Origin of the sequence: Cellulosimicrobium sp. CUA-896, from assembly GCF_001942335.1 — a bacterium.
In the GTDB taxonomy this organism is placed as follows: domain Bacteria; phylum Actinomycetota; class Actinomycetes; order Actinomycetales; family Cellulomonadaceae; genus Cellulosimicrobium.
On record NZ_MKKH01000044.1, the window covers coordinates 127,501 to 145,722 of the forward strand.

An 18,222-nucleotide genomic window follows, 5' to 3' on the forward strand; every position below is an offset into this window, starting at 1 on the left:
CCCCGCCGGTCAGGGCTCCTCGACGACGTGGACCGCGGCCTCCTCGGCGCTCGCCCCGGCCCCCGCGATGCCCTCGTCGTCGGCGTACGTGTCGTTCTGGCGCCCGTCCAGGCGTCGGGGTCCGACACGAGCGCCCGGCCCGCGACTCGTCCGCGCGGTCCAGCGGGTCGCCGTCCCACTCCTCGGGCTCCTCCTCGGCGAGCCGCTGGTCGAGCGTCTCGCCGTGCGACTCCTCCCAGGGCGTCTCGCCGAAGTGGTTCGCCCGCGGGCGCTCCGGCGGGGAGTAGCCCTCGTCGAGCACGTCGCTGACGCCGCGGTCGAGCAGCGTGTCCTCGGCCTGGAGCTGGTCGTTGTCGCCCTCGGCGCCCGTCTCCGGGTCCGGGCTGGTGCCGGTGGTGTCTTCGCTCATACGCACACGGTCGCACCTCCGGGCGGGGGACGCAGCACGACGGGGGCGACGCGCGCCGGCGACGGGCGCCCGTGACGAACGCCCGCGACGTCGTCCCTATCCTGGGGCGCATGGCCGTCCACAAGATCGTGCTGTTCTACGCGTTCACGCCGCTGCCCGACCCGCACGCCGTCCGGCTCTGGCAGCACGCGCTCGCCGAGCGCTGGAACCTGCGCGGCCGGGTGATCGTCGCCGAGCACGGGATCAACGCGACGCTGGGCGGCACCGTGGAGGACCTCAAGCAGTACGTGCGGACGACGCGGACGTACCCGGCGTTCGCGGACCTCGACGTCACGTGGTCCGACGGCACGGGCGACGACTTCCCGCGCCTGTCCGTCAAGGTCCGGCCCGAGCTCGTCGCGTTCGGGCTGGCGGACGGGCTGGTGGTCGACGAGCGCGGCGTGGTCGGTGGCGGGACGCGCCTGAGCCCGCAGGCGCTGCACGACCTCGTCGACGAGCGCGGCGACGAGGTCGTGCTGTTCGACGGCCGCAACGCGTTCGAGGCGGAGATCGGCCGCTTCGAGGGCGCGGTCGTGCCGGACGTCGCGACGACGCGGGACTTCGTCGCCGAGATCGACTCCGGCCGCTACGACGACCTCAAGACCCGGCCGGTCGTGACCTACTGCACCGGCGGCGTGCGCTGCGAGGTGCTGTCCGCGGTGCTGCGGTCGCGCGGGTTCGAGGAGGTCTACCAGCTCGACGGCGGCGTCGTGCGCTACGGCGAGGAGTTCGGCGCGGACGGGCTGTGGGAGGGCTCGCTCTACGTGTTCGACGGGCGCATGCAGGTGGACCTCGGGCCGGGGACGACGCCGCTGGGTCGCTGCACCGCGTGCGGCGCCGCCACCGGGCGCTACGACAACTGCGCCGACCCCGGGTGCCGGACCCTGCGCCTGTTCTGCGACGCCTGCGCCGACGTCGGGCGCGCGGAGCGCTGCGCGGCGTGCGTCCAGCAGCGTCCGGACCCGGGTGCCCGTCCGCTCCGCCGCCGCGCTTTGACCAGGAGCCGCGCGCGCGGGTAATCTCTTGAGTCGTTGTGCTCACCTCACGACACCCGTGTCGCTAGCGCGCCCACTCGCTGCCGGCCAAGGAGCGGGTGTCGACCGAGCCCGCCGCGCAACGACACTGCCCTCTCGGCCGCACGCTTCAGCGGTCGAAGAAGACACTGAGACAGAAACGAAGGCTACGACCGTGCGTACGTACACCCCGAAGCCCGGCGACCTCCAGCGCGACTGGTACGTCATCGACGCGACCGACGTCGTCCTGGGCCGCCTGGCCAGCCACGTGGCCACGCTGCTGCGCGGCAAGCACAAGCCGACCTTCGCTCCGCACGTCGACGGCGGTGACTTCGTCATCGTCATCAACGCCGACAAGGTCGCCCTGAGCGGCAACAAGCGCGAGCAGAAGATGGCCTACAACCACTCCGGCTACCCGGGTGGTCTGCGTGCCGTCGCCTACGGCGACCTGCTCGAGAAGCACCCCGAGCGCGCCGTCGAGCGCGCCGTGCGCGGCATGCTCCCCAAGACGAGCCTCGGCCGCGCCCAGTTCGGCAAGCTCAAGGTGTACGCGGGTGCCGAGCACCCGCACGCCGCCCAGCAGCCGAAGCCGTTCGAGATCACCCAGGTCGCGCAGTAATCGCCCCCCGGGCGACGCCGACAGAGAGACGCGAGGACACACCCGTGGCCGAGACCACCGTCGACACCGACACGCTGGGTGACGAGACCCCCAGCAGCTACACCTCCGAGTCCGCCGCCCCCACGGGCCGCGGCCAGAGCATCACCGCCCCCGGCCAGGCCCTGGGCCGCCGCAAGGAGGCGGTCGCCCGCGTCCGCCTCGTGCCGGGCACGGGCCAGTGGAAGATCAACGGGCGTGCGCTCGAGGAGTACTTCCCGAACAAGGTGCACCAGCAGCTCGTCAACTCGCCGCTGAAGCTGGTCGACGTCGAGGGTCGCTTCGACGTCGTCGCCCGCATCTCGGGCGGCGGCACCTCCGGGCAGGCCGGTGCGCTGCGCCTCGGGATCGCGCGCGCGCTCAACGCGATCGACGCCGAGAGCAACCGCCCCGCCCTGAAGAAGGCCGGCTTCCTGACCCGCGACGCACGCGTCGTCGAGCGCAAGAAGGCGGGTCTCAAGAAGGCCCGCAAGGCTCCGCAGTACTCCAAGCGCTGACCAGCGCCGCACGATCGTCGGCCCCGGTGGACACGTCCGCCGGGCGACGGCCGTTGCGGCACGGTGGGCGACAGCCCCCGGCGCGGGGGCGGGACGGGTGGTCGTGCGGTCGTCGTGCGGCCCGGTGAGAGGACTTCCATGGGACGACTGTTCGGGACGGACGGGGTGCGCGGCCTCGCCAACGGCGCCGTGACCGCGGAGCTGGCGCTCGACCTCGGCGTCGCGGCGGCGCGCGTGCTCGCGGCGGGGCAGGATGGGCACCGCCCGCGCGCGGTGATCGGGCGCGACACGCGCGTGTCCGGAGAGTTCCTCGGGGCCGCGGTGGCCGCGGGCCTGGCGAGCGCGGGCGTCGACGTGCGTGACGTGGGCGTGCTGCCGACGCCCGGCGTCGCGTACCTCACGAGCACGACCGACGTCGACTTCGGCGTCGTGATCTCCGCGTCGCACAACCCGATGCAGGACAACGGCATCAAGTTCCTCGCGCGCGGCGGCGTGAAGCTCGACGACGCCGTCGAGGACGCGATCGAGGACCTGCTGGGCGGCGAGTGGGAGCGGCCGACGCACGAGGGCGTGGGTCGCCTCTCGCGCGACCGGGGCCAGGCGGCGGGCGCGTACGTCGAGCACCTCATGGCGAGCATCGGTGCGGACGAGGACCACAAGCCGCTCGCCGGCCTGCGCATCGCCGTCGACTGCGCGAACGGGGCGGCGAGCGACGTCGGCCCGGCGGCGCTGCGCGCCGCGGGTGCGGACGTCGTGGTGATCAACGCCAGCCCCGACGGCCACAACATCAACGCCGCGTGCGGGTCGAACCACCCGGAGCAGCTCCAGGCCGTGGTCGTCGCCTCGGAGGCCGACTTCGGCGTCGCGTTCGACGGGGACGCGGACCGCTGCATCGCGGTCGACCACGGGGGATCCCTCGTCGACGGCGACCAGATCATGGGCGTCCTCGCGCTCGCGCTCCAGGAGGAGGGCGCGCTGCCCGACGACACGCTCGTCGTGACGGTGATGAGCAACCTCGGTCTCCTGCTCGCGATGCGCGACGCGGGCATCCGCACCGTCCAGACCGCGGTCGGGGACCGCTACGTGCTCGAGGAGATGCGTGCGGGCGGCTACGGCCTCGGTGGCGAGCAGTCCGGTCACATCGTCCTGTCGCGGCACGCGACGACGGGCGACGGGGTGCTCACCGCGCTCCAGCTCGCGGCCCGCGTCCAGGCGACGGGCCGCAAGCTCGCGGACCTGGCCGGCGTCGTGGAGCGGCTCCCGCAGACGCTCGTCAACGTGCGCGGGGTCGACAAGTCCCGCGCCGCCACGGACGAGGAGCTCCTCGCGGCCGTCGCGCGCGCCGAGGCGACGCTCGGCGAGACCGGCCGCGTGCTGCTGCGCCCGTCCGGGACCGAGCCGCTGGTGCGCGTGATGGTCGAGGCCGCGACCCAGCAGCAGGCGGACGCCGTCGCGGAGAGCCTCGCGACGGTCGTGCGCGAGCGGCTGGCCCTGTGAGCGGACACCGGTCCGGGGGACGGTGGTGAGCGTGCGGCAGGGGGAGGACGAGGCGCTGCGGGCGCACGTCGGCGACCTCCTCGCCGGCTTCGACGACGGCGTGCTGCCGATCGTCCAGGCCGGGCACCCGGTGCTGCGCACGCCGGCGGTGCCGTACGCCGGACAGCTCGGTGACCTCCTCGGCCCGCTCCTCGCCGCGATGCGCACGACGATGCACGCCGCGCCCGGCGTGGGCCTCGCGGCGCCGCAGGTCGGCATCGGTCTCGCGATCGCCGTCGTCGAGGACCCGGGTCTCGCCGCGGTCGACGACGACCGCGAGCGGCCGCCGCTGCCGTACCGCGTGCTCGTCAACCCGCGGTACGAGCCCGTGGGCGACGAGACGCGGACGTTCGCCGAATGCTGCCTGTCCGTGCCCGGGTGGCAGGCGGAGCGCACGCGGGCGCGCCGGGTCAGGCTCACGGGGCAGGACGAGGCGGCGGCGCCGCTCGACGAGGTCGTCACCGGGTGGCCCGCGCGGATCGTGCAGCACGAGACCGACCACCTGCGCGGGGAGCTCTACCTCGACGGCGCGGACCTGCGCACCCTCGCGTCCACGCTCGGCCAGGCGCGGCTGCCGCGAGCGGCCCGCTGACGTCGCGCGCGGCCGGCTCGTCCTGACGACGTACGCCGGTCGCGGGCATCTCCCTCGCCGGGATGACGACGTGCGGCGGCCCGGACCAGAAGACTCGAGACCGGCCGCGACGGTCCGGCGGGTGCGCCCGGGGTGAAACCGGGGGAAACCCTGATGGACGACGGGGTCGTGCTCCGTAGGCTTGACCTGTGGCGGGTGCTCCCACCGTCGAGCGCCCGTCCGCCGCCGCCAGTCTGGCACCCGCGCCAGCCGACGAACGAGGGACCCCGTGACCGAGGCCGTGTCGACCTTCCTGGAGAATCTGGAGACCTGGATTCTCGCCCTCGCGGCGTCCGCGTGGATCTACCCGGCGCTGTTCGCGTTCGCGACGATCGACGGGTTCTTCCCGCCCGTCCCGAGCGAGTCGGTCATCATCACGCTCGCCGTGTCGGCGCACGCGACGGGGTCGCCCAACCTCCCCCTCGTCCTGGTGATCGCAGCGCTCGGCGCGTGGACCGGCGACCAGATCGCGTTCTCCCTGGGGCGGGCGATCGGCACCGAGCGGGTGCGCTTCCTGCGCACGCGCCGCGGGCGCAGGGCCGTCGCCTGGGCGGAGCGTGCCCTGGCCCATCGCGGCGCGTCCTTCATCCTCGCGGCGCGCTACATCCCCGTCGGCCGGGTCGCGGTCAACATGACGGCCGGCGCGGTCGGGTACCCCCGCGCGCGGTTCATGGCCTTCTCGGCGATCGCCGCCGCGACCTGGGCGCTGTACTCCGTGCTCATCGGCCTGGTCGCCGCGCAGTGGCTGGGGCACGAGCCGCTGCTCGCCATGGCGGTCGGCGTCGTGCTCGGCATCGGGCTCGGTCTCGTCATCGACCGGATCCTCATGCTGCGCTCGCGCCGGCGTCGTGACGTCCCCGGCGCGGCCGCCGCGGTGGCCGCGGCCGCGGTCGACGACCTCGTGGCCCTGGGGGACGAGCCCGGCACGCACGCGTCGACGTCGGCGCCCGCGACCACGGTGCCCGGCGACGGCGCCGTCACCGGCACGCCGTCGGCGGCGCGCGACGAGGGTCGTCGGGCCGGCTGAGTCGCCGCGCGCCCGCGTCAGAGCTTGCGGAGCCGCACGCGCTGGACCGAGTGGTCGGACCCCTTCGTGAGCACGAGCGTCGCGCGGCCGCGCGTGGGCAGGATGTTCTCCTCCAGGTTCGGCGCGTTGATCGAGTCCCAGATCGACCGCGCGCGCTCCACCGCCTGCTCGTCGGTGAGGTCCGCGTAGCGCCGGAAGTAGGACTCCGGCCGCGCGAACGCCGTCCGGCGCAGCGTGAGGAACCGGTCGACGTACCACTGCCGGATGTTGCGCGTCCGGGCGTCGACGTAGATCGAGAAGTCGAAGAAGTCGGAGACGGCGACGGTGGACTCGTCGTGGGGGCTCGGCCGGGCGGGCTGGAGCACGTTGAGGCCCTCCACGACGAGGACGTCCGGCTTGTGCACCACCGTCTCCGCGCCGGGGACGATGTCGTAGGTCAGGTGGTCGTAGACGGGGGCCCGGACCTCGTCGTGGCCCGCCTTGACGTTCGACAGGAACCGGATGAGGGCTCGGCGGTCGTAGGACTCGGGGAAGCCCTTGCGGTCCATGAGGCCGCGGCGCGCGAGCTCGGCGTTCGGGTGCAGGAACCCGTCCGTCGTGACGAGCTCGACGTGCGGCGTCTCCGGCCAGCGCGCGAGCATCTCGCGCAGCACGCGCGCGGTCGTGGACTTGCCGACGGCGACCGAGCCGGCGACCCCGATCACGTACGGCGTGCGGGCCGTGTCCTCGCGCAGGAAGGTCGACGTCGCCTCGTGCAGCCCGGCGGTCGCCGTGACGTACAGGTTGAGCAGCCGGGACAGCGGCCGGTAGACGGCGTCGACCTCGGCGAGGTCGATCGGGTCGCCCAGACCGCGCAGCCGCGCGACGTCGTCGTCGGTCAGCGGGAGCGGCGTGGACTCGGACAGACGGCTCCAGGCCGCGCGGTCGAGGTCGACGTACGGCGACGACGACGCGCCCGACAGGCGGGCGAGGGCGTCGGTCGACTCGTGGACGGGGGAGGACACCCGACCGATTCTGCCGGATCCGCCGGCCCGGACGCGCACGGGCGTCACCCTGTGCCGCGGCGAGCCCGACGGCGGGGCGGGACGTCGACCGGCGCGCCCGGGCCCGCCGCGGCGAGCTCCGGGAGGCGTGCCATGAGCGCGCGGGCGTCGGCGGGCGCGTGGGCGTGGACGTCGTTGTCGAAGTACACCTCGACGTCGTGGCCGTCGGCGTGCCAGCGGCGGACCCGCTCCGCCCACGCGTCGAGGACGTGCGGGCGGTACCCGCTCGTGTAGAGCGCGGTGTCGCCGTGCAGGCGCACGTAGACGAGCGGTGCCGTCACCGCGTCGAGGAGCGGCCAGCGCCCCGCGCCGTCCGAGATCGCGAGGGCGACCCCGTGCTTCCGCAGCAGCGCGAGCGCCTCGGCGTCCGCGAACGACGCGTGCCGGGGCTCGAGCGCGTGGACGACGGGCCGGTCCACCGCGACCTCGGTCCACGGCTCGGCGCGCAGCCGGTCGTCGTGGTCCTCGGCGAGGCGGGCGGCGTCGCGCGCGGTGCGCGGCAGCAGCATGAGGAAGTCCTCGAGCGTGCCGCGGTCGAGCTCGGCCCGCTCCGGGAGCTGCCACAGCACGGGCCCGAGCCGGTCCTCGAGCGCGAGCACCCCGCTCGCGAAGAAGTTCGCGAGCGGCGTGCGCACGTCCCGCAACCGCTTCATGTGCGTGATGAAGCGGCCGCCCTTCACGGCGAACGTGAAGCCGGGGGGCGTCTGCTCCCGCCAGGCGACGAACGAGGCGGGGCGCTGGAGCGAGTAGAACGACCCGTTGAGCTCCACGGCCGGGAACTGCGAGGCCACGTGCTCGAGCTCGCGGCGCTGCGGGAGGCCGACGGGGTAGAAGCGTCCGCGCCAGTCCGCGTACCGCCAGCCGGACAGGCCGATGCGTACCGTGGGCATGCGCCCACCCTCGGGCCTCGCCCGTCCCCACGCCCGGCGAGGCGTCGCTAGACTCGACCACCATGTGCGGAATCGTGGGCTACGTGGGCCCGGGGACGACGGTGGGCGAGGCGTCGGGGCGACCCCTCGACGTCGCGCTCGAGGGACTGAGCCGGCTCGAGTACCGGGGCTACGACTCGGCGGGCGTCGCGCTCGTCGGGCCGGGGATCGAGTCCGTCGCGTTCGCGAAGAAGTCCGGGAAGCTGAGCAACCTCGTCGGCGAGATCGACCAGCACCCGCTGCCGGCGTCGACCGCGTCGATCGGGCACACGCGCTGGGCCACCCACGGCGGCCCGAACGACGCCAACGCGCACCCGCACCTGGCCGACGGCGACCGCCTCGCCGTGATCCACAACGGGATCGTCGAGAACTTCGCCGTGCTCAAGGCGGAGCTCCTGGCCGAGGGCGTCGTCTTCCGCTCCGAGACCGACACCGAGTCGCGGCGCAGCTCCTGGCCCGCGCGTACCGCGAGACGAAGGACCTGACGCGCGCCATGACGGACGTCGCGCAGCGGCTGGAGGGCACGTTCACGCTCCTGGCCGTCCACGCCGACGCGCCCGACACGGTGGTGGGCGCCCGTCACGACTCGCCGCTCGTCGTCGGGCTCGGCGAGGGCGAGAACTTCCTCGGCTCCGACGTCGCCGCCTTCATCTCCCACACCAAGGAGGCGCTCGAGCTCGGCCAGGACCAGGTCGTCACGATCACGCCGACGTCGGTCGAGGTCGTCGACTTCGACGGCGTCCCGGCCGAGGCGAAGCGCTACACGGTGGACTGGGACGCCGCCGCGGCGGAGAAGGGCGGCTTCTCGTCCTTCATGGACAAGGAGATCCACGACCAGCCGCACGCGGTGGGCGACACGCTCCTCGGCCGTACCGACCCGTCCGGGAAGCTGGTCCTCGACGACCTGCGCATCGACGAGGCCGTGCTGCGGTCGGTCGACAAGATCATCGTCGTCGCGTGCGGCACGGCGGCGTACTCGGGTCACGTGGCCAAGTACGCGATCGAGCACTGGTGCCGCATCCCCGTCGAGGTCGAGCTCGCGCACGAGTTCCGCTACCGCGACCCGATCGTCGACGAGAAGACGCTCGTCGTCGCCGTGACGCAGTCCGGCGAGACGATGGACACGCTCATGGCCGTGCGCCACGCGCGCGAGCAGGGCGCGAAGGTGATCTCGATCGTCAACACGCACGGGTCGACCATCCCGCGCGAGTCCGACGCCGTCCTCTACACGCACGCCGGGCCGGAGATCGCGGTCGCGTCGACGAAGGCGTTCCTGTCGCAGATCACGGCGGCGTACCTCCTCGGGCTGTACCTCGCCCAGCTGCGCGGCAACAAGTTCCCCGACGAGATCGCCGCGATCCTCGAGGACCTGCGCGAGATGCCGCGCAAGATCCAGACGGTCATCGAGCGCGGCGAGTACGTCCGCGCCACCGCGCGGTCCATGAAGGACGCGTCGTCGGTCCTGTTCCTCGGCCGGCACGTCGGGTTCCCCGTCGCGCTCGAGGGGGCGCTCAAGCTCAAGGAGCTCGCGTACATCCACGCCGAGGGCTTCGCGGCGGGCGAGCTCAAGCACGGGCCGATCGCGCTCATCGACGAGGGCCAGCCGGTGTTCGTCATCGTGCCCTCGCCGCGCGGCCGCGAGGGCCTCCACTCGAAGGTCATCTCGAACATCCAGGAGATCCGCGCACGGGGCGCACGGACGCTCGTGATCGCCGAGGACGGGGACGACGCGGTGCGCCCCTTCGCCGACGAGATCTTCTGGATCCCGGAGTCGCCCACGCTGCTGTCGCCGCTGCTCGCGGTCGTGCCGCTGCAGATCTTCGCGATGTCGCTCGCGACGGCCAAGGGCTCGACGTCGACCAGCCGCGCAACCTCGCCAAGTCGGTCACGGTCGAGTAGTCGGGCGCCCCGGCGGGAGGGGGCCGCGTGACCGGGCGCCGTAGGGTGGGCGCATGATCATCGGGGTGGGCATCGACGTGGTGGACGTCGAGCGCTTCATGGCGACGATCGAGCGCACGCCCCGGCTCCGCGAGAAGCTCTTCACGCCGGCCGAGCGGGACCTGCCGGCGTCGTCGCTCGCGGCGCGCTTCGCGGCGAAGGAGGCGATCGCGAAGGCGCTCGGCGCCCCCGGCGGCATGCAGTGGCACGACGCGACCGTGCACCGCGTGCCGGGCGGGCCGCCCGAGGTCGAGATCACCGGCACCGTCGCGGCCCGCGCGGACGAGCTGGGGGTCCGCCGCTTCCACCTCTCGATCTCGCACGACGCCGGGATCGCCTCGGCCATGGTGGTGGCCGAGGACTGATCCCGGCGTCGGCCGAGCAGTCCTGCGGGCGCCTCCGTCCTGCGGCGCGTCAGTCCTGCAGGGCGGGGACGACCTCGCGCTCGAAGAGCTCGATGCCGCTGCGGTCGTAGGCGGCCTCGGCGAAGTACGTGATCGCGTACGTCATGCCGAGGTCGCGCAGGTGCGTGAGCTTCTCGACGATCTGCTCCGGCGTCCCGACGAGCGGGCCGCGGCGTGCGCTCTCGGCCTGCTCGGCGGCGCGCTCCGGCACCGAGAGCGCGAAGTGCTCCTCGATCCAGGCGATGCGGTCGTCCACCTCGGCCTCCGTCGAACCGATGACGACGTTGTAGTTCGCCGACCGCGTGATCTCCTCGAACGGCCGCCCGATCGCGTCGCAGTGACCGCGCAGCACCTCGGACTTGTGCGCGAAGCCCTCCGGGCTGCCGTCGAAGTTCGTGTACTGCGCGTGCTCCGCGGCGATGCGCAGCGTCTTCTTCTCGCCGCCGCCCGCGACCCAGACCGGCGGGCCGTCGACCTGGAGCGGCAGCGGGGCGAGGCGTGCGCCGTCGACCTGGTAGTGCTTCCCGTCGAACGACGCGACGCCGTTCGTCCACAGCTGCTTGAAGATCTGCACGCCCTCGTCGAGCATCGCGAGGCGGTCCCCGGCGCTCGGGAACCCGTAGCCGTACGCGCGCCACTCGTGCTCGTACCAGCCCGCGCCGATGCCCATCTCGACGCGGCCGCCGCTGACGACGTCGACCGTCGCCGCGACCTTCGCGAGGTAGGCGGGGTTGCGGTAGGCCATGCACGTGCACATCTGGCCGAGGCGCACACGCTCGGTCGACGCGGCGAAGGCGCCATGAGGGACCACGCCTCGTGGGTCGCCTCGGCGGTGGGCTCGGGGACGGTGTGGAAGTGGTCGTAGACCCAGATCGACTCCCACGCGTTGGCGGAGCCGGGCAGGCCCTCGCCCGCGAGCGCGGTGTCGGCGTGCCGGGCGAGGGACCGCATGGTCTCCCACTGGTCCGCGGGGTCGATGCCGACGAGGTCCTGCCGCCAGCCCTGGGGGATGAAGAGTCCGAATCGCATGGGCGCCACCTTAGGCGCGCTCGCGGCCGCTCGCCCTCCTCGCCGCCGGGGCGGCGTGCAGCGGCGCGAGCCGGGCCGCCCGAGCGGGGCCGCGCCGGGCTCGGCAGGATGGACGCATGATCGAAGCCTGGTCCGTCGACGACGTCCGAGCCGCCGAGCGGCCCCTCCTCGACGCGGGCGTGCCGCTCATGCAGCGCGCGGCGTTCGCGCTCGCCACGGTCGTCGCGCGCGACCTCGCCCGGGCGCGCTCGGTCGTCGGGCCCGACGGCGGGCGGCGCGACGGGCGCGTGACCGGGGCCCGGGTGGTGCTGCTCGTGGGGTCCGGCAACAACGGCGGCGACACGCTGCACGCCGGGGCCCACCTCGCGCGCCGCGGTGCGCACGTGACCGCCCTGCTCACGAGCGAGCACCCGAACGCCGAGGGCCTCGCCGCCCTGCGCCGCGCCGGCGGGACGACGCTCGCGCTCACGGAGGACGACGCCTCCGGTGGGTCCACGACCCGGGGAGCCTCGTCGGCCGCGGACCGCGCCGTGGCCGCCGCGCTGCGCGCCGACGCCGTGCTCGATGGGCTGGTGGGCATCGGCGCGGCCGGGCCCCTGCGGGGCTCCTCGCACGAGCTCGTCGAGCGCCTGGCCGACGCGCTCGACCGCGCGGACCGCCGGCCCCTCGTGGTCGCCGTGGACACGCCCAGCGGCATCGGGGTCGACGACGGCACCGTCCCCGGCGCGGTCCTGCCCGCGGACCGCACCGTGACCTTCGGCGCCGCGAAGCCCGGCCTGCTGCTGCCGCCCGCCACGCACCTCGCCGGTCGCGGTGCGGTCGTCGACATCGGGCTCGACCTTGCCGGCTCCGGGGCGGCGGGCGCGTCGCCCGCCGTGCGCCGGCTGGAGGCGGAGGACGTCGCCGCGCTGTGGTCGGTCCCGGGCGTGCACGACCACAAGTACACGCGGGGCGTGCTCGGTGTCGTCGCCGGGACGTCGACCTATCCGGGCGCCGCCGTGCTCGCGACGAGCGCGGCCGTGCGCACCGGGCCCGGCATGGTCCGCTACGCGGGGCCGGACGACGTCACGCACGCCGTGCTCGCCGCCCACCCGGAGGTCGTGCCGGGGGAGGGACGCGTGCAGGCTGGGCGCTCGGCTCGGGCGTCCCGCCGGCCCCCGGGCCCGACGACGACCCGGTGGACGACGGCGGCCAGCACGACCGCGTGCGCCGCGCCCTCGCCGCGGCGACGGGGGCGGGCGACGACGGCGGGAACCCCGGGGTGGCCGCCGTGGTCGACGCGGGCGCGCTGTCGCTGCTGCCGGAGCGCTGCCCGCCGTCGGTCGTCCTCACCCCGCACGCGGGTGAGCTCGCGACGCTGCTCGGGGCGCGCGGCGAGGACGTGTCCCGCGCCGACGTCGACGCTGAGCCGCTGCGCTGGGCACGGCGCGCGCACGAGCTCACCGGGGCGACGGTGCTGCTCAAGGGGTCGGCGACGCTCGTCGTCGGCCCCGGGGTCGTCTACGCCCAGGCGGACGCGTCGCCGTGGCTGGCGACCGCGGGCGCGGGCGACGTGCTGGCCGGCGTCCTCGGCGTCCTGCTCGCCACGCACGCCGAGCGGGTCCTGGCCGAGCCCGGCGCCGCGGCCGAGCTCGCGGCGGCCGCCGCCCTCGTGCACGGGCTCGCGGCCGAGCGGGCGAACCCGGGCGGACCCGTCGCGGCGCTCGACGTCGCCGCGCAGGTGCCGCGCGTCGTCGCGGAGCTGCTGGCCGCCCGCTGAGCCCGCCGGCGCGTGGCCGGGGGCCGCGCCGGTAGCGTGGACGCGTGGTCCCCCTGCCCGTGCGCGACGGCCTCAACCCCACGCGCCTCGTCCTGCCGCACGACGACGCCAGCGTCGCGCGGTGGACGCGCACGCTCGACTACGTGCTCCACCGCTTCCCCGACGACGCCGCGCGGCTGCACGAGAAGGTCGCGGCGGGGGAGGTCGTGGACGGGCGCGGGCGACCGGTCGACGACCGCACCGCCTACGAGCCGCGCGGTTTCGTGTTCCTGTACCGCGACCCGCCCGTCGAGCCCGAGGTCCCGTTCGAGATCCGGGTGCTGCACCGCGACCGCGACCTGCTCGTCGTCGACAAGCCGCACTTCCTCGCGACCATCCCGCGCGGCGCGTACGTCGCGCGCTCGGTGCTCGTCCGGCTGCGGCGGGATCTCGACCTGCCCGAGCTCAGCCCCGCGCACCGGCTGGACCGCGTCACCGCGGGGTGCTCCTGCTCACGCTGCGCCGCGAGGTGCGCGGCGCCTACCAGGAGCTGTTCGCGCGCCGCGTGGTCCGCAAGACGTACGAGGCGGTGGCCCCGTTCGACCCGGCGCTGGAGCTCCCGGCGACGGTCCGCAGCCGCATCGTCAAGCGGCGCGGTGTCATGCGGGCGGAGGAGGTCGAGGGCGAGCCCAACGCCGAGAGCCGCGTCGACCTCGTCGAGGCCGACACCGCACGCGGCCTCGCGCGCTACCGGCTCGAGCCGCACACCGGCCGGACGCACCAGCTACGTCTCCACATGAGCCGCCTGGGCGTCCCGATCGTCCACGACAACTTCTACCCGGAGCCGTACGACGTCGCGCACGACGACTACGCCCGGCCGCTCCAGCTCGTCTCCCGCAGCCTGGACTTCACCGATCCGCTCAGCGGGCGTCCGCGCCGGTTCGCGACGGACCGCGCGCTCGAGGCGTGGTGACCGTTCGCGCGACCGTGCCGGCCCCGACCGTGACCGCACCGCGCCCGCACCGCGCCCGCGGGGACGGGCGCGGGACGGGTGAGAGAATCGAGGACCGTGAGCACCCCCCAGCGTCACGACGCCCCCGCGGCGGACGGGCCGGACCCGCGCCGCTACCCGGCGCGCGCCGTCGTCGACCTCGCGGCGATCCGCGACAACGTGCGCGCGCTCGCGGGCCACGCGCCCACCGCGCAGGTGATGGCGGTCGCAAGGCGGACGCCTACGGGCACGGGCTGGTGCCGAGCGCGCTGGCGGCGATCGCCGGCGGGGCGACGTGGCTCGGCGTCGCCCAGCCGAGCGAGGCGCTCGCGCTGCGCGCGGCCGGCCTCGGGCCCGACCGGGCGCGCCTGCTGACGTGGCTCTACGCGCCGGGCGCGCCGGTGCGCGAGCTGGTCGAGGCCGACGTCGACGTCTCGGTCGCCGCGCCGTGGGCGCTCGACGAGGTCGTCGCCGGCGCCGCGCCGCCGGCCGCCCGGCGCGCGTGCACGTCAAGGTCGACACGGGGCTCGGGCGCAACGGGATCATGCCGGACGAGCTGCCGGGAGTGCTCGACCCCGCCGCGCGCGCCGCGGCCGAGGGCGTCGTGCGCGTCGTCGGCGTCTGGTCGCACCTCGCCCGCGCGGACGAGCCGGGGCACCCGAGCGTCGCCGCGCAGGCCGACGTGCTCGACGACGCCGTCCGGCTCGCCGAGGCGTCGGGAGCCGCGCTCGAGGTGCGTCATCTCGCGAACTCGGCCGCGACCCTCACGGCGCCGCGGACCCACTACGACCTCGTGCGCCCCGGGCTCGCCGTCTACGGCATGTCGCCCGTGCCCCAGGTCGGGCCGCCGCAGCGGTACGGGCTGACGCCCGCGATGACGCTCGAGGCGAGCCTCGTGACGGTCAAGCGCGTCGCGGCCGGCCAGGGCGTGTCGTACGGGCACGTGTACACGACCGACCGTGACACGACGCTGGGCGTCGTCCCGCTCGGCTACGCCGACGGCATCCCGCGGCACGCCTCGGGAGGCGGACCGGACGGCGCCCCCGGCGGCCCCGTCCTCGTCGGCGGGGCGGTGGCGGACGGGCTCGCAGGGGGTCGCGTGCTGCGCGTCGCGGGACGCGTGTGCATGGACCAGGTCGTGCTCGACCTCGGGCCGGGCGCGCGCGAGCGTGCCGGCGACGTCGTGACCCTGTTCGGCGCGGGTGCCGGGCTCGAGCACGGCGGCGCGCGACGGCGGAGGACTGGGCGCAGGCCGCCGGCACCATCAGCTACGAGATCACGACACGGCTGGGCGCGCGCGTGCCCCGCGAGCACGTGCGCCTCGACGTGCTCGACGACGCGGCGCGGGCCCTCGCACAGCGCGCGACCGGCCGCGGCCCGGCGCACTGCCCGACGGCGCCGTCGCGACCGCGCCGCCGGCCACCACGGCCGCCACCGCCGCCACGCCGTCCGCCACCCCGTCCGCCGCCCCCGCCGCCGGCCCGGCCACCCCGTCCGGCCCGCACGAGAGGACCCCCGCACGGTGAACGACCCCACGGTGAACGACCCCACGAGCAGGACCACCGACGACCGTCCCGCCCCGAGCCCGCCGCCGCAGGACGCACCAGGGCCGGTGCGGCTCGTGCTCCCCGACGCCGAGACGACCCGGGCGTCGGCCGGGCGCTCGCGGGCCTGCTCCGCGCGGGCGACCTCGTCGTGCTCACGGGCGACCTCGGCGCGGGCAAGACGACACTCACGCAGGGCATCGGTGCCGGGCTCGGCGTCCGCGGGCAGGTCGCGTCGCCCACGTTCATCGTCGCGCGCGAGCACCCCTCGCTCGTGGGCGGGCCCGCGCTCGTGCACGTCGACGCCTACCGCCTCGGGTCGCTCGAGGAGGTCGACGCGCTCGACCTCGACTCGAGCCTCGACGAGTCGGTGACGGTCGTCGAGTGGGGGAGCGGCCTCGTCGAGTCGCTGGCCGGCGACCGGCTCGAGGTCGTCCTCGAGCGTCCCCGGGGCGCGGGACCCACCGACGGCACGGACAGGGCCGACGGTACCGACGGCACCGACGGCACCGACGACCCCGACGACGCGCCCGAGGCGGGGCGCGGCACGTGACCGTGCGCGCCGTCGGCGACCGCTGGTCCGGGCTCGACCTCGCGGCGCTCGTCGGCGACGCGGGCGCGCCGGGGACCGCCGTCCCGCCCGCCGCGCAGCCGTAGGCTGGGTCCGTGCCTGTTCTCGCCCTCGACACGTCCGCGTCCGTGACCGTCGCCGTCGTCGGCGACGACGCGCCCGCCTCACCCGTCGTGACGCACCCGAACGCCGCCGCCACGCCGAGGCGCTCGCGCCGCTCGTCGACGAGGCGCTCGCCGAGGCCGGGGTCGACCGCACCGACCTCGTCGCGGTCGCCGTCGGCACCGGGCCGGCGCCGTTCACCGGCCTGCGCGTCGGCCTCGTCACCGCGCGCGCGATCGGCTTCGCGCTCGGCGTGCCCGTGCTCGGGGTCCCGAGCCTCGACGCCGTCGCCGCGCAGGCCGTGAGCGACCTCGGGCTCACGCCCGACGACGAGGTGCTCGTCGCGACCGACGCGCGCCGCCGCGAGGTCTACTGGGCGCGCTACCGCGTCGTCGCCCACGAGGGCCCGCACGCCGTCCCCGTCCTCGAGACGGTCGCCGGCCCGGACGTCGGGCCCGCGGCCGCCGTCGCGGAGCACGCCGAGGGCGCCGTGGTCGTCGGCGAGGGCGCAGCGCTGTACGCTGACGTGCTCGACGCCGCCGAGGACGCCCCGCTCGTGCCCGACGCCGCGGTGCTCGCGCGCCTCGCGATCGCCCGGCGCGACGCGGGTGCGGAGCAGCCGACCGAGCCGCTGTACCTGCGCCGCCCCGACGTGCAGGAGGCGGCCGCGCGCAAGCGGGTCAGCGACACGCCCGCCGGCACGGCCCGGTGAGCGCGGCCGACGAGGTCCGGCTGCGGCCGCTGCGTGCCGCGGACCTCGACCGGATCGTCGCGCTCGAGCGCACGCTGTTCGGGCCCGGGGCGTGGACGTACGGGATGCTCGCGGACGAGCTCGCGGGTCAGGGGCGCTGGTACGTGGTCGCGGAGCCGGCGCGGCACCTCGCCGTGGGGCCGCCGCCCGTCGTCGGGTACGCGGGGCTGTGGTTCGACGGCGACGTCACCCAGGTGATGACCATCGGCGTCGACCCGGCGTACCAGCAGCAGCGGGTGGGCTCGACGCTGCTCGAGGCGCTCGTCGACCGGTCGCGGCGCCTCGGCGCGAGCGCCGTGCTCCTCGAGGTGCGGGTCGACAACGAGCCCGCGCTCGCGCTCTACGCCAAGCACGGCTTCGAGCAGATCGGCCTCCGCAAGCGGTACTACCAGCCGGAGGACGTCGACGCGTACACGATGCGGCTCGGCCTCGCCCCGCTGCGCGACGACGACCCCGACTACGGCACCGCCCCGGATGCGGGGAGCGTCGTCGCGTGACCGCGACGCGCGAGCGGGTCCTCGTCGACGCGTCCACGCTCGCCCGCCTGCTCGACGACGGGTCACGGCCCGCGGTGCTCGACGTGCGTTGGGCGCTCGGCGTCACCGACGGGCGCGAGCGCCACGTCGCCGGCCACGTCCCGGGCGCGGTCTACGTCGACCTCGAGACCGAGCTCGCGGCGCCGCCGTCGGCCGCGGCGGGACGCCACCCGCTCCCGGACCCCGCCCGCCTGCAGGCCGCCGCACGGCGCTGGGGCGTGCGGGCCGGACGGCCGGTCGTCGTGTACGACGCGGTCGGCGGCACGTCGGCCGCGCGCGCCTGGTGGCTCCTGCGCTGGGCGGGTCACGACGACGTCCGCCTCCTCGACGGCGGCCTCGCGGCGTGGGAGCGGGCGGGACTGCCGCTCGAGCAGGGCGACGTGCGCGCGGAACCGGGTGACGTCGTCGTCACCCCCGGAGGGATGCCGGTCCTGGACGCCGACGGCGCGGCCCACCTCGCGGCGTCGGGCCCGGGCCTCCTCCTCGACGCCCGTGCGGGCGAGCGGTACCGGGGCGAGGTCGAGCCCGTCGACCCGCGCGCGGGCCACGTGCCCGGGGCCGTGAGCGCGCCGACCACGGACAACCTGGCCGGCGACGGCACGTTCCTCGACGCGGAGGCGCTGCGGGCGCGCTTCGCCGGTCTGGGCGTCGTCGAGGCGGCCGCCCCGGGTCCGGGGAAGGCGACGCCCACCGCCGCGGTGGCGACGGTGGGCGTCTACTGCGGGTCGGGCGTCACGGCCGCGCACGAGGTGGCCGCGCTCGCGACGCTCGGCGTCGAGGCGGCCTGTACGCGGGGTCGTGGTCGCAGTGGTCGAACGACCCCGCCCGTCCGGCCGCGA

At 75.6% G+C, this 18,222-nt stretch carries 14 protein-coding genes and 7 pseudogenes; 17 read left to right on the forward strand and 4 right to left on the reverse strand.

Annotated elements, in window-relative coordinates; translation table 11 throughout:
* Positions 1-9 precede the first annotated feature (9 nt).
* Positions 10-111: a DUF5709 domain-containing protein gene (locus BJF88_RS23760; protein WP_369824618.1), complete on the reverse strand. Its 102-nt coding sequence runs from the start codon at positions 109-111 to the stop codon at positions 10-12.
* Between the two features lie 408 nt (positions 112-519).
* On the opposite strand from BJF88_RS23760, the gene BJF88_RS13695 reads away from it, so the two are divergent.
* The 6 genes from BJF88_RS13695 (at position 520) to BJF88_RS13720 (ending at position 5,807) form a co-directional block, all read left to right on the forward strand.
* Positions 520-1,467 (forward strand): rhodanese-related sulfurtransferase, encoded by a 948-nt coding sequence (locus BJF88_RS13695; protein ID WP_083649136.1) that lies wholly within the window; start codon positions 520-522, stop codon positions 1,465-1,467.
* A gap of 169 nt (positions 1,468-1,636) precedes the next feature.
* Complete coding sequence (gene rplM / locus BJF88_RS13700) at positions 1,637-2,080, forward strand: 50S ribosomal protein L13 (RefSeq protein WP_075829222.1); 444 nt, start codon at positions 1,637-1,639, stop codon at positions 2,078-2,080.
* 44 nt (positions 2,081-2,124) lie between these two features.
* Entirely contained in the window at positions 2,125-2,613 is a 489-nt protein-coding gene (rpsI, locus tag BJF88_RS13705; RefSeq protein WP_075829223.1) for a 30S ribosomal protein S9, read from the forward strand.
* Between the two features lie 138 nt (positions 2,614-2,751).
* On the forward strand, positions 2,752-4,110 hold the full coding sequence (glmM, locus tag BJF88_RS13710) for a phosphoglucosamine mutase (RefSeq protein WP_075829224.1): 1,359 nt from the start codon (positions 2,752-2,754) through the stop codon (positions 4,108-4,110).
* A 22-nt stretch (positions 4,111-4,132) separates the two neighbouring features.
* Positions 4,133-4,741 carry a peptide deformylase gene (locus BJF88_RS13715; protein WP_222844008.1) on the forward strand — a complete coding sequence of 203 codons (609 nt, stop codon included), beginning with the start codon at positions 4,133-4,135 and terminating at the stop codon, positions 4,739-4,741.
* Between the two features lie 268 nt (positions 4,742-5,009).
* Positions 5,010-5,807: a DedA family protein gene (locus BJF88_RS13720; protein ID WP_083649132.1), complete on the forward strand. Its 798-nt coding sequence runs from the start codon at positions 5,010-5,012 to the stop codon at positions 5,805-5,807.
* Between the two features lie 17 nt (positions 5,808-5,824).
* Here BJF88_RS13720 and coaA read toward each other — a convergent pair whose 3' ends face one another.
* Together coaA and BJF88_RS13730 are read right to left on the reverse strand one after the other, a co-directional pair.
* Positions 5,825-6,811, reverse strand: coding sequence for a type I pantothenate kinase (coaA, locus tag BJF88_RS13725; protein WP_075829242.1), 987 nt, complete (start codon positions 6,809-6,811; stop codon positions 5,825-5,827).
* Between the two features lie 44 nt (positions 6,812-6,855).
* A complete protein-coding gene (locus BJF88_RS13730; RefSeq protein WP_075829226.1) occupies positions 6,856-7,740 on the reverse strand; it encodes a DUF72 domain-containing protein in 885 nt (294 codons plus the stop codon).
* A 62-nt stretch (positions 7,741-7,802) separates the two neighbouring features.
* On the opposite strand from BJF88_RS13730, the pseudogene glmS reads away from it, so the two are divergent.
* Positions 7,803-9,678 (forward strand): annotated as a pseudogene (gene glmS / locus BJF88_RS13735) (glutamine--fructose-6-phosphate transaminase (isomerizing)).
* Between the two features lie 53 nt (positions 9,679-9,731).
* Entirely contained in the window at positions 9,732-10,082 is a 351-nt protein-coding gene (locus tag BJF88_RS13740) for a holo-ACP synthase (RefSeq protein ID WP_075829227.1), read from the forward strand.
* Positions 10,083-10,131: 49 nt separating this feature from the next.
* Here BJF88_RS13740 and BJF88_RS13745 read toward each other — a convergent pair.
* A pseudogene (locus BJF88_RS13745) lies at positions 10,132-11,150 on the reverse strand (LLM class F420-dependent oxidoreductase).
* A gap of 188 nt (positions 11,151-11,338) precedes the next feature.
* On the opposite strand from BJF88_RS13745, the pseudogene BJF88_RS23765 reads away from it, so the two are divergent.
* The 9 genes and pseudogenes from BJF88_RS23765 to BJF88_RS13780 form a co-directional block, all read left to right on the forward strand.
* A pseudogene (locus BJF88_RS23765) lies at positions 11,339-12,202 on the forward strand (NAD(P)H-hydrate epimerase); the annotation flags it as partial.
* A 125-nt stretch (positions 12,203-12,327) separates the two neighbouring features.
* A complete protein-coding gene (locus BJF88_RS23770) occupies positions 12,328-12,909 on the forward strand; it encodes an NAD(P)H-hydrate dehydratase (protein WP_369824614.1) in 582 nt (193 codons plus the stop codon).
* Positions 12,910-13,447: 538 nt separating this feature from the next.
* A pseudogene (locus tag BJF88_RS23775) lies at positions 13,448-13,630 on the forward strand (pseudouridine synthase); the annotation flags it as partial.
* 54 nt (positions 13,631-13,684) lie between these two features.
* Entirely contained in the window at positions 13,685-13,861 is a 177-nt protein-coding gene (locus tag BJF88_RS23780; RefSeq protein ID WP_369824621.1) for a hypothetical protein, read from the forward strand.
* Positions 13,862-13,957: 96 nt separating this feature from the next.
* Positions 13,958-15,196 (forward strand): annotated as a pseudogene (gene alr / locus BJF88_RS13760) (alanine racemase); the annotation flags it as partial.
* Positions 15,197-15,574: 378 nt separating this feature from the next.
* Positions 15,575-15,976: a tRNA (adenosine(37)-N6)-threonylcarbamoyltransferase complex ATPase subunit type 1 TsaE gene (gene tsaE, locus BJF88_RS13765; protein ID WP_369824619.1), complete on the forward strand. Its 402-nt coding sequence runs from the start codon at positions 15,575-15,577 to the stop codon at positions 15,974-15,976.
* Between the two features lie 247 nt (positions 15,977-16,223).
* Positions 16,224-16,808 (forward strand): annotated as a pseudogene (tsaB, locus tag BJF88_RS13770) (tRNA (adenosine(37)-N6)-threonylcarbamoyltransferase complex dimerization subunit type 1 TsaB); the annotation flags it as partial.
* Positions 16,805-17,344, forward strand: a complete 540-nt coding sequence (gene rimI, locus BJF88_RS13775; protein WP_075829228.1) for a ribosomal protein S18-alanine N-acetyltransferase — start codon at positions 16,805-16,807, stop codon at positions 17,342-17,344. The pseudogene tsaB and the gene rimI, both read left to right, overlap by 4 nt.
* Positions 17,341-18,222: pseudogene (locus tag BJF88_RS13780) on the forward strand (sulfurtransferase); the annotation flags it as partial. The gene rimI and the pseudogene BJF88_RS13780, both read left to right, overlap by 4 nt.

Excerpts from the sequence above, each read along its gene's own strand:
- BJF88_RS23780 (WP_369824621.1), top strand. The coding sequence starts at position 13,685 with ATGAGCCGCCTGGGCGTCCCGATCGTCCACGACAACTTCTACCCGGAG.
- BJF88_RS13730 (WP_075829226.1), bottom strand. The coding sequence starts at position 7,740 with ATGCCCACGGTACGCATCGGCCTGTCCGGCTGGCGGTACGCGGACTGG.
- glmM (WP_075829224.1), top strand. The coding sequence starts at position 2,752 with ATGGGACGACTGTTCGGGACGGACGGGGTGCGCGGCCTCGCCAACGGC.
- BJF88_RS13740 (WP_075829227.1), top strand. The coding sequence starts at position 9,732 with ATGATCATCGGGGTGGGCATCGACGTGGTGGACGTCGAGCGCTTCATG.
- BJF88_RS13695 (WP_083649136.1), top strand. The coding sequence starts at position 520 with ATGGCCGTCCACAAGATCGTGCTGTTCTACGCGTTCACGCCGCTGCCC.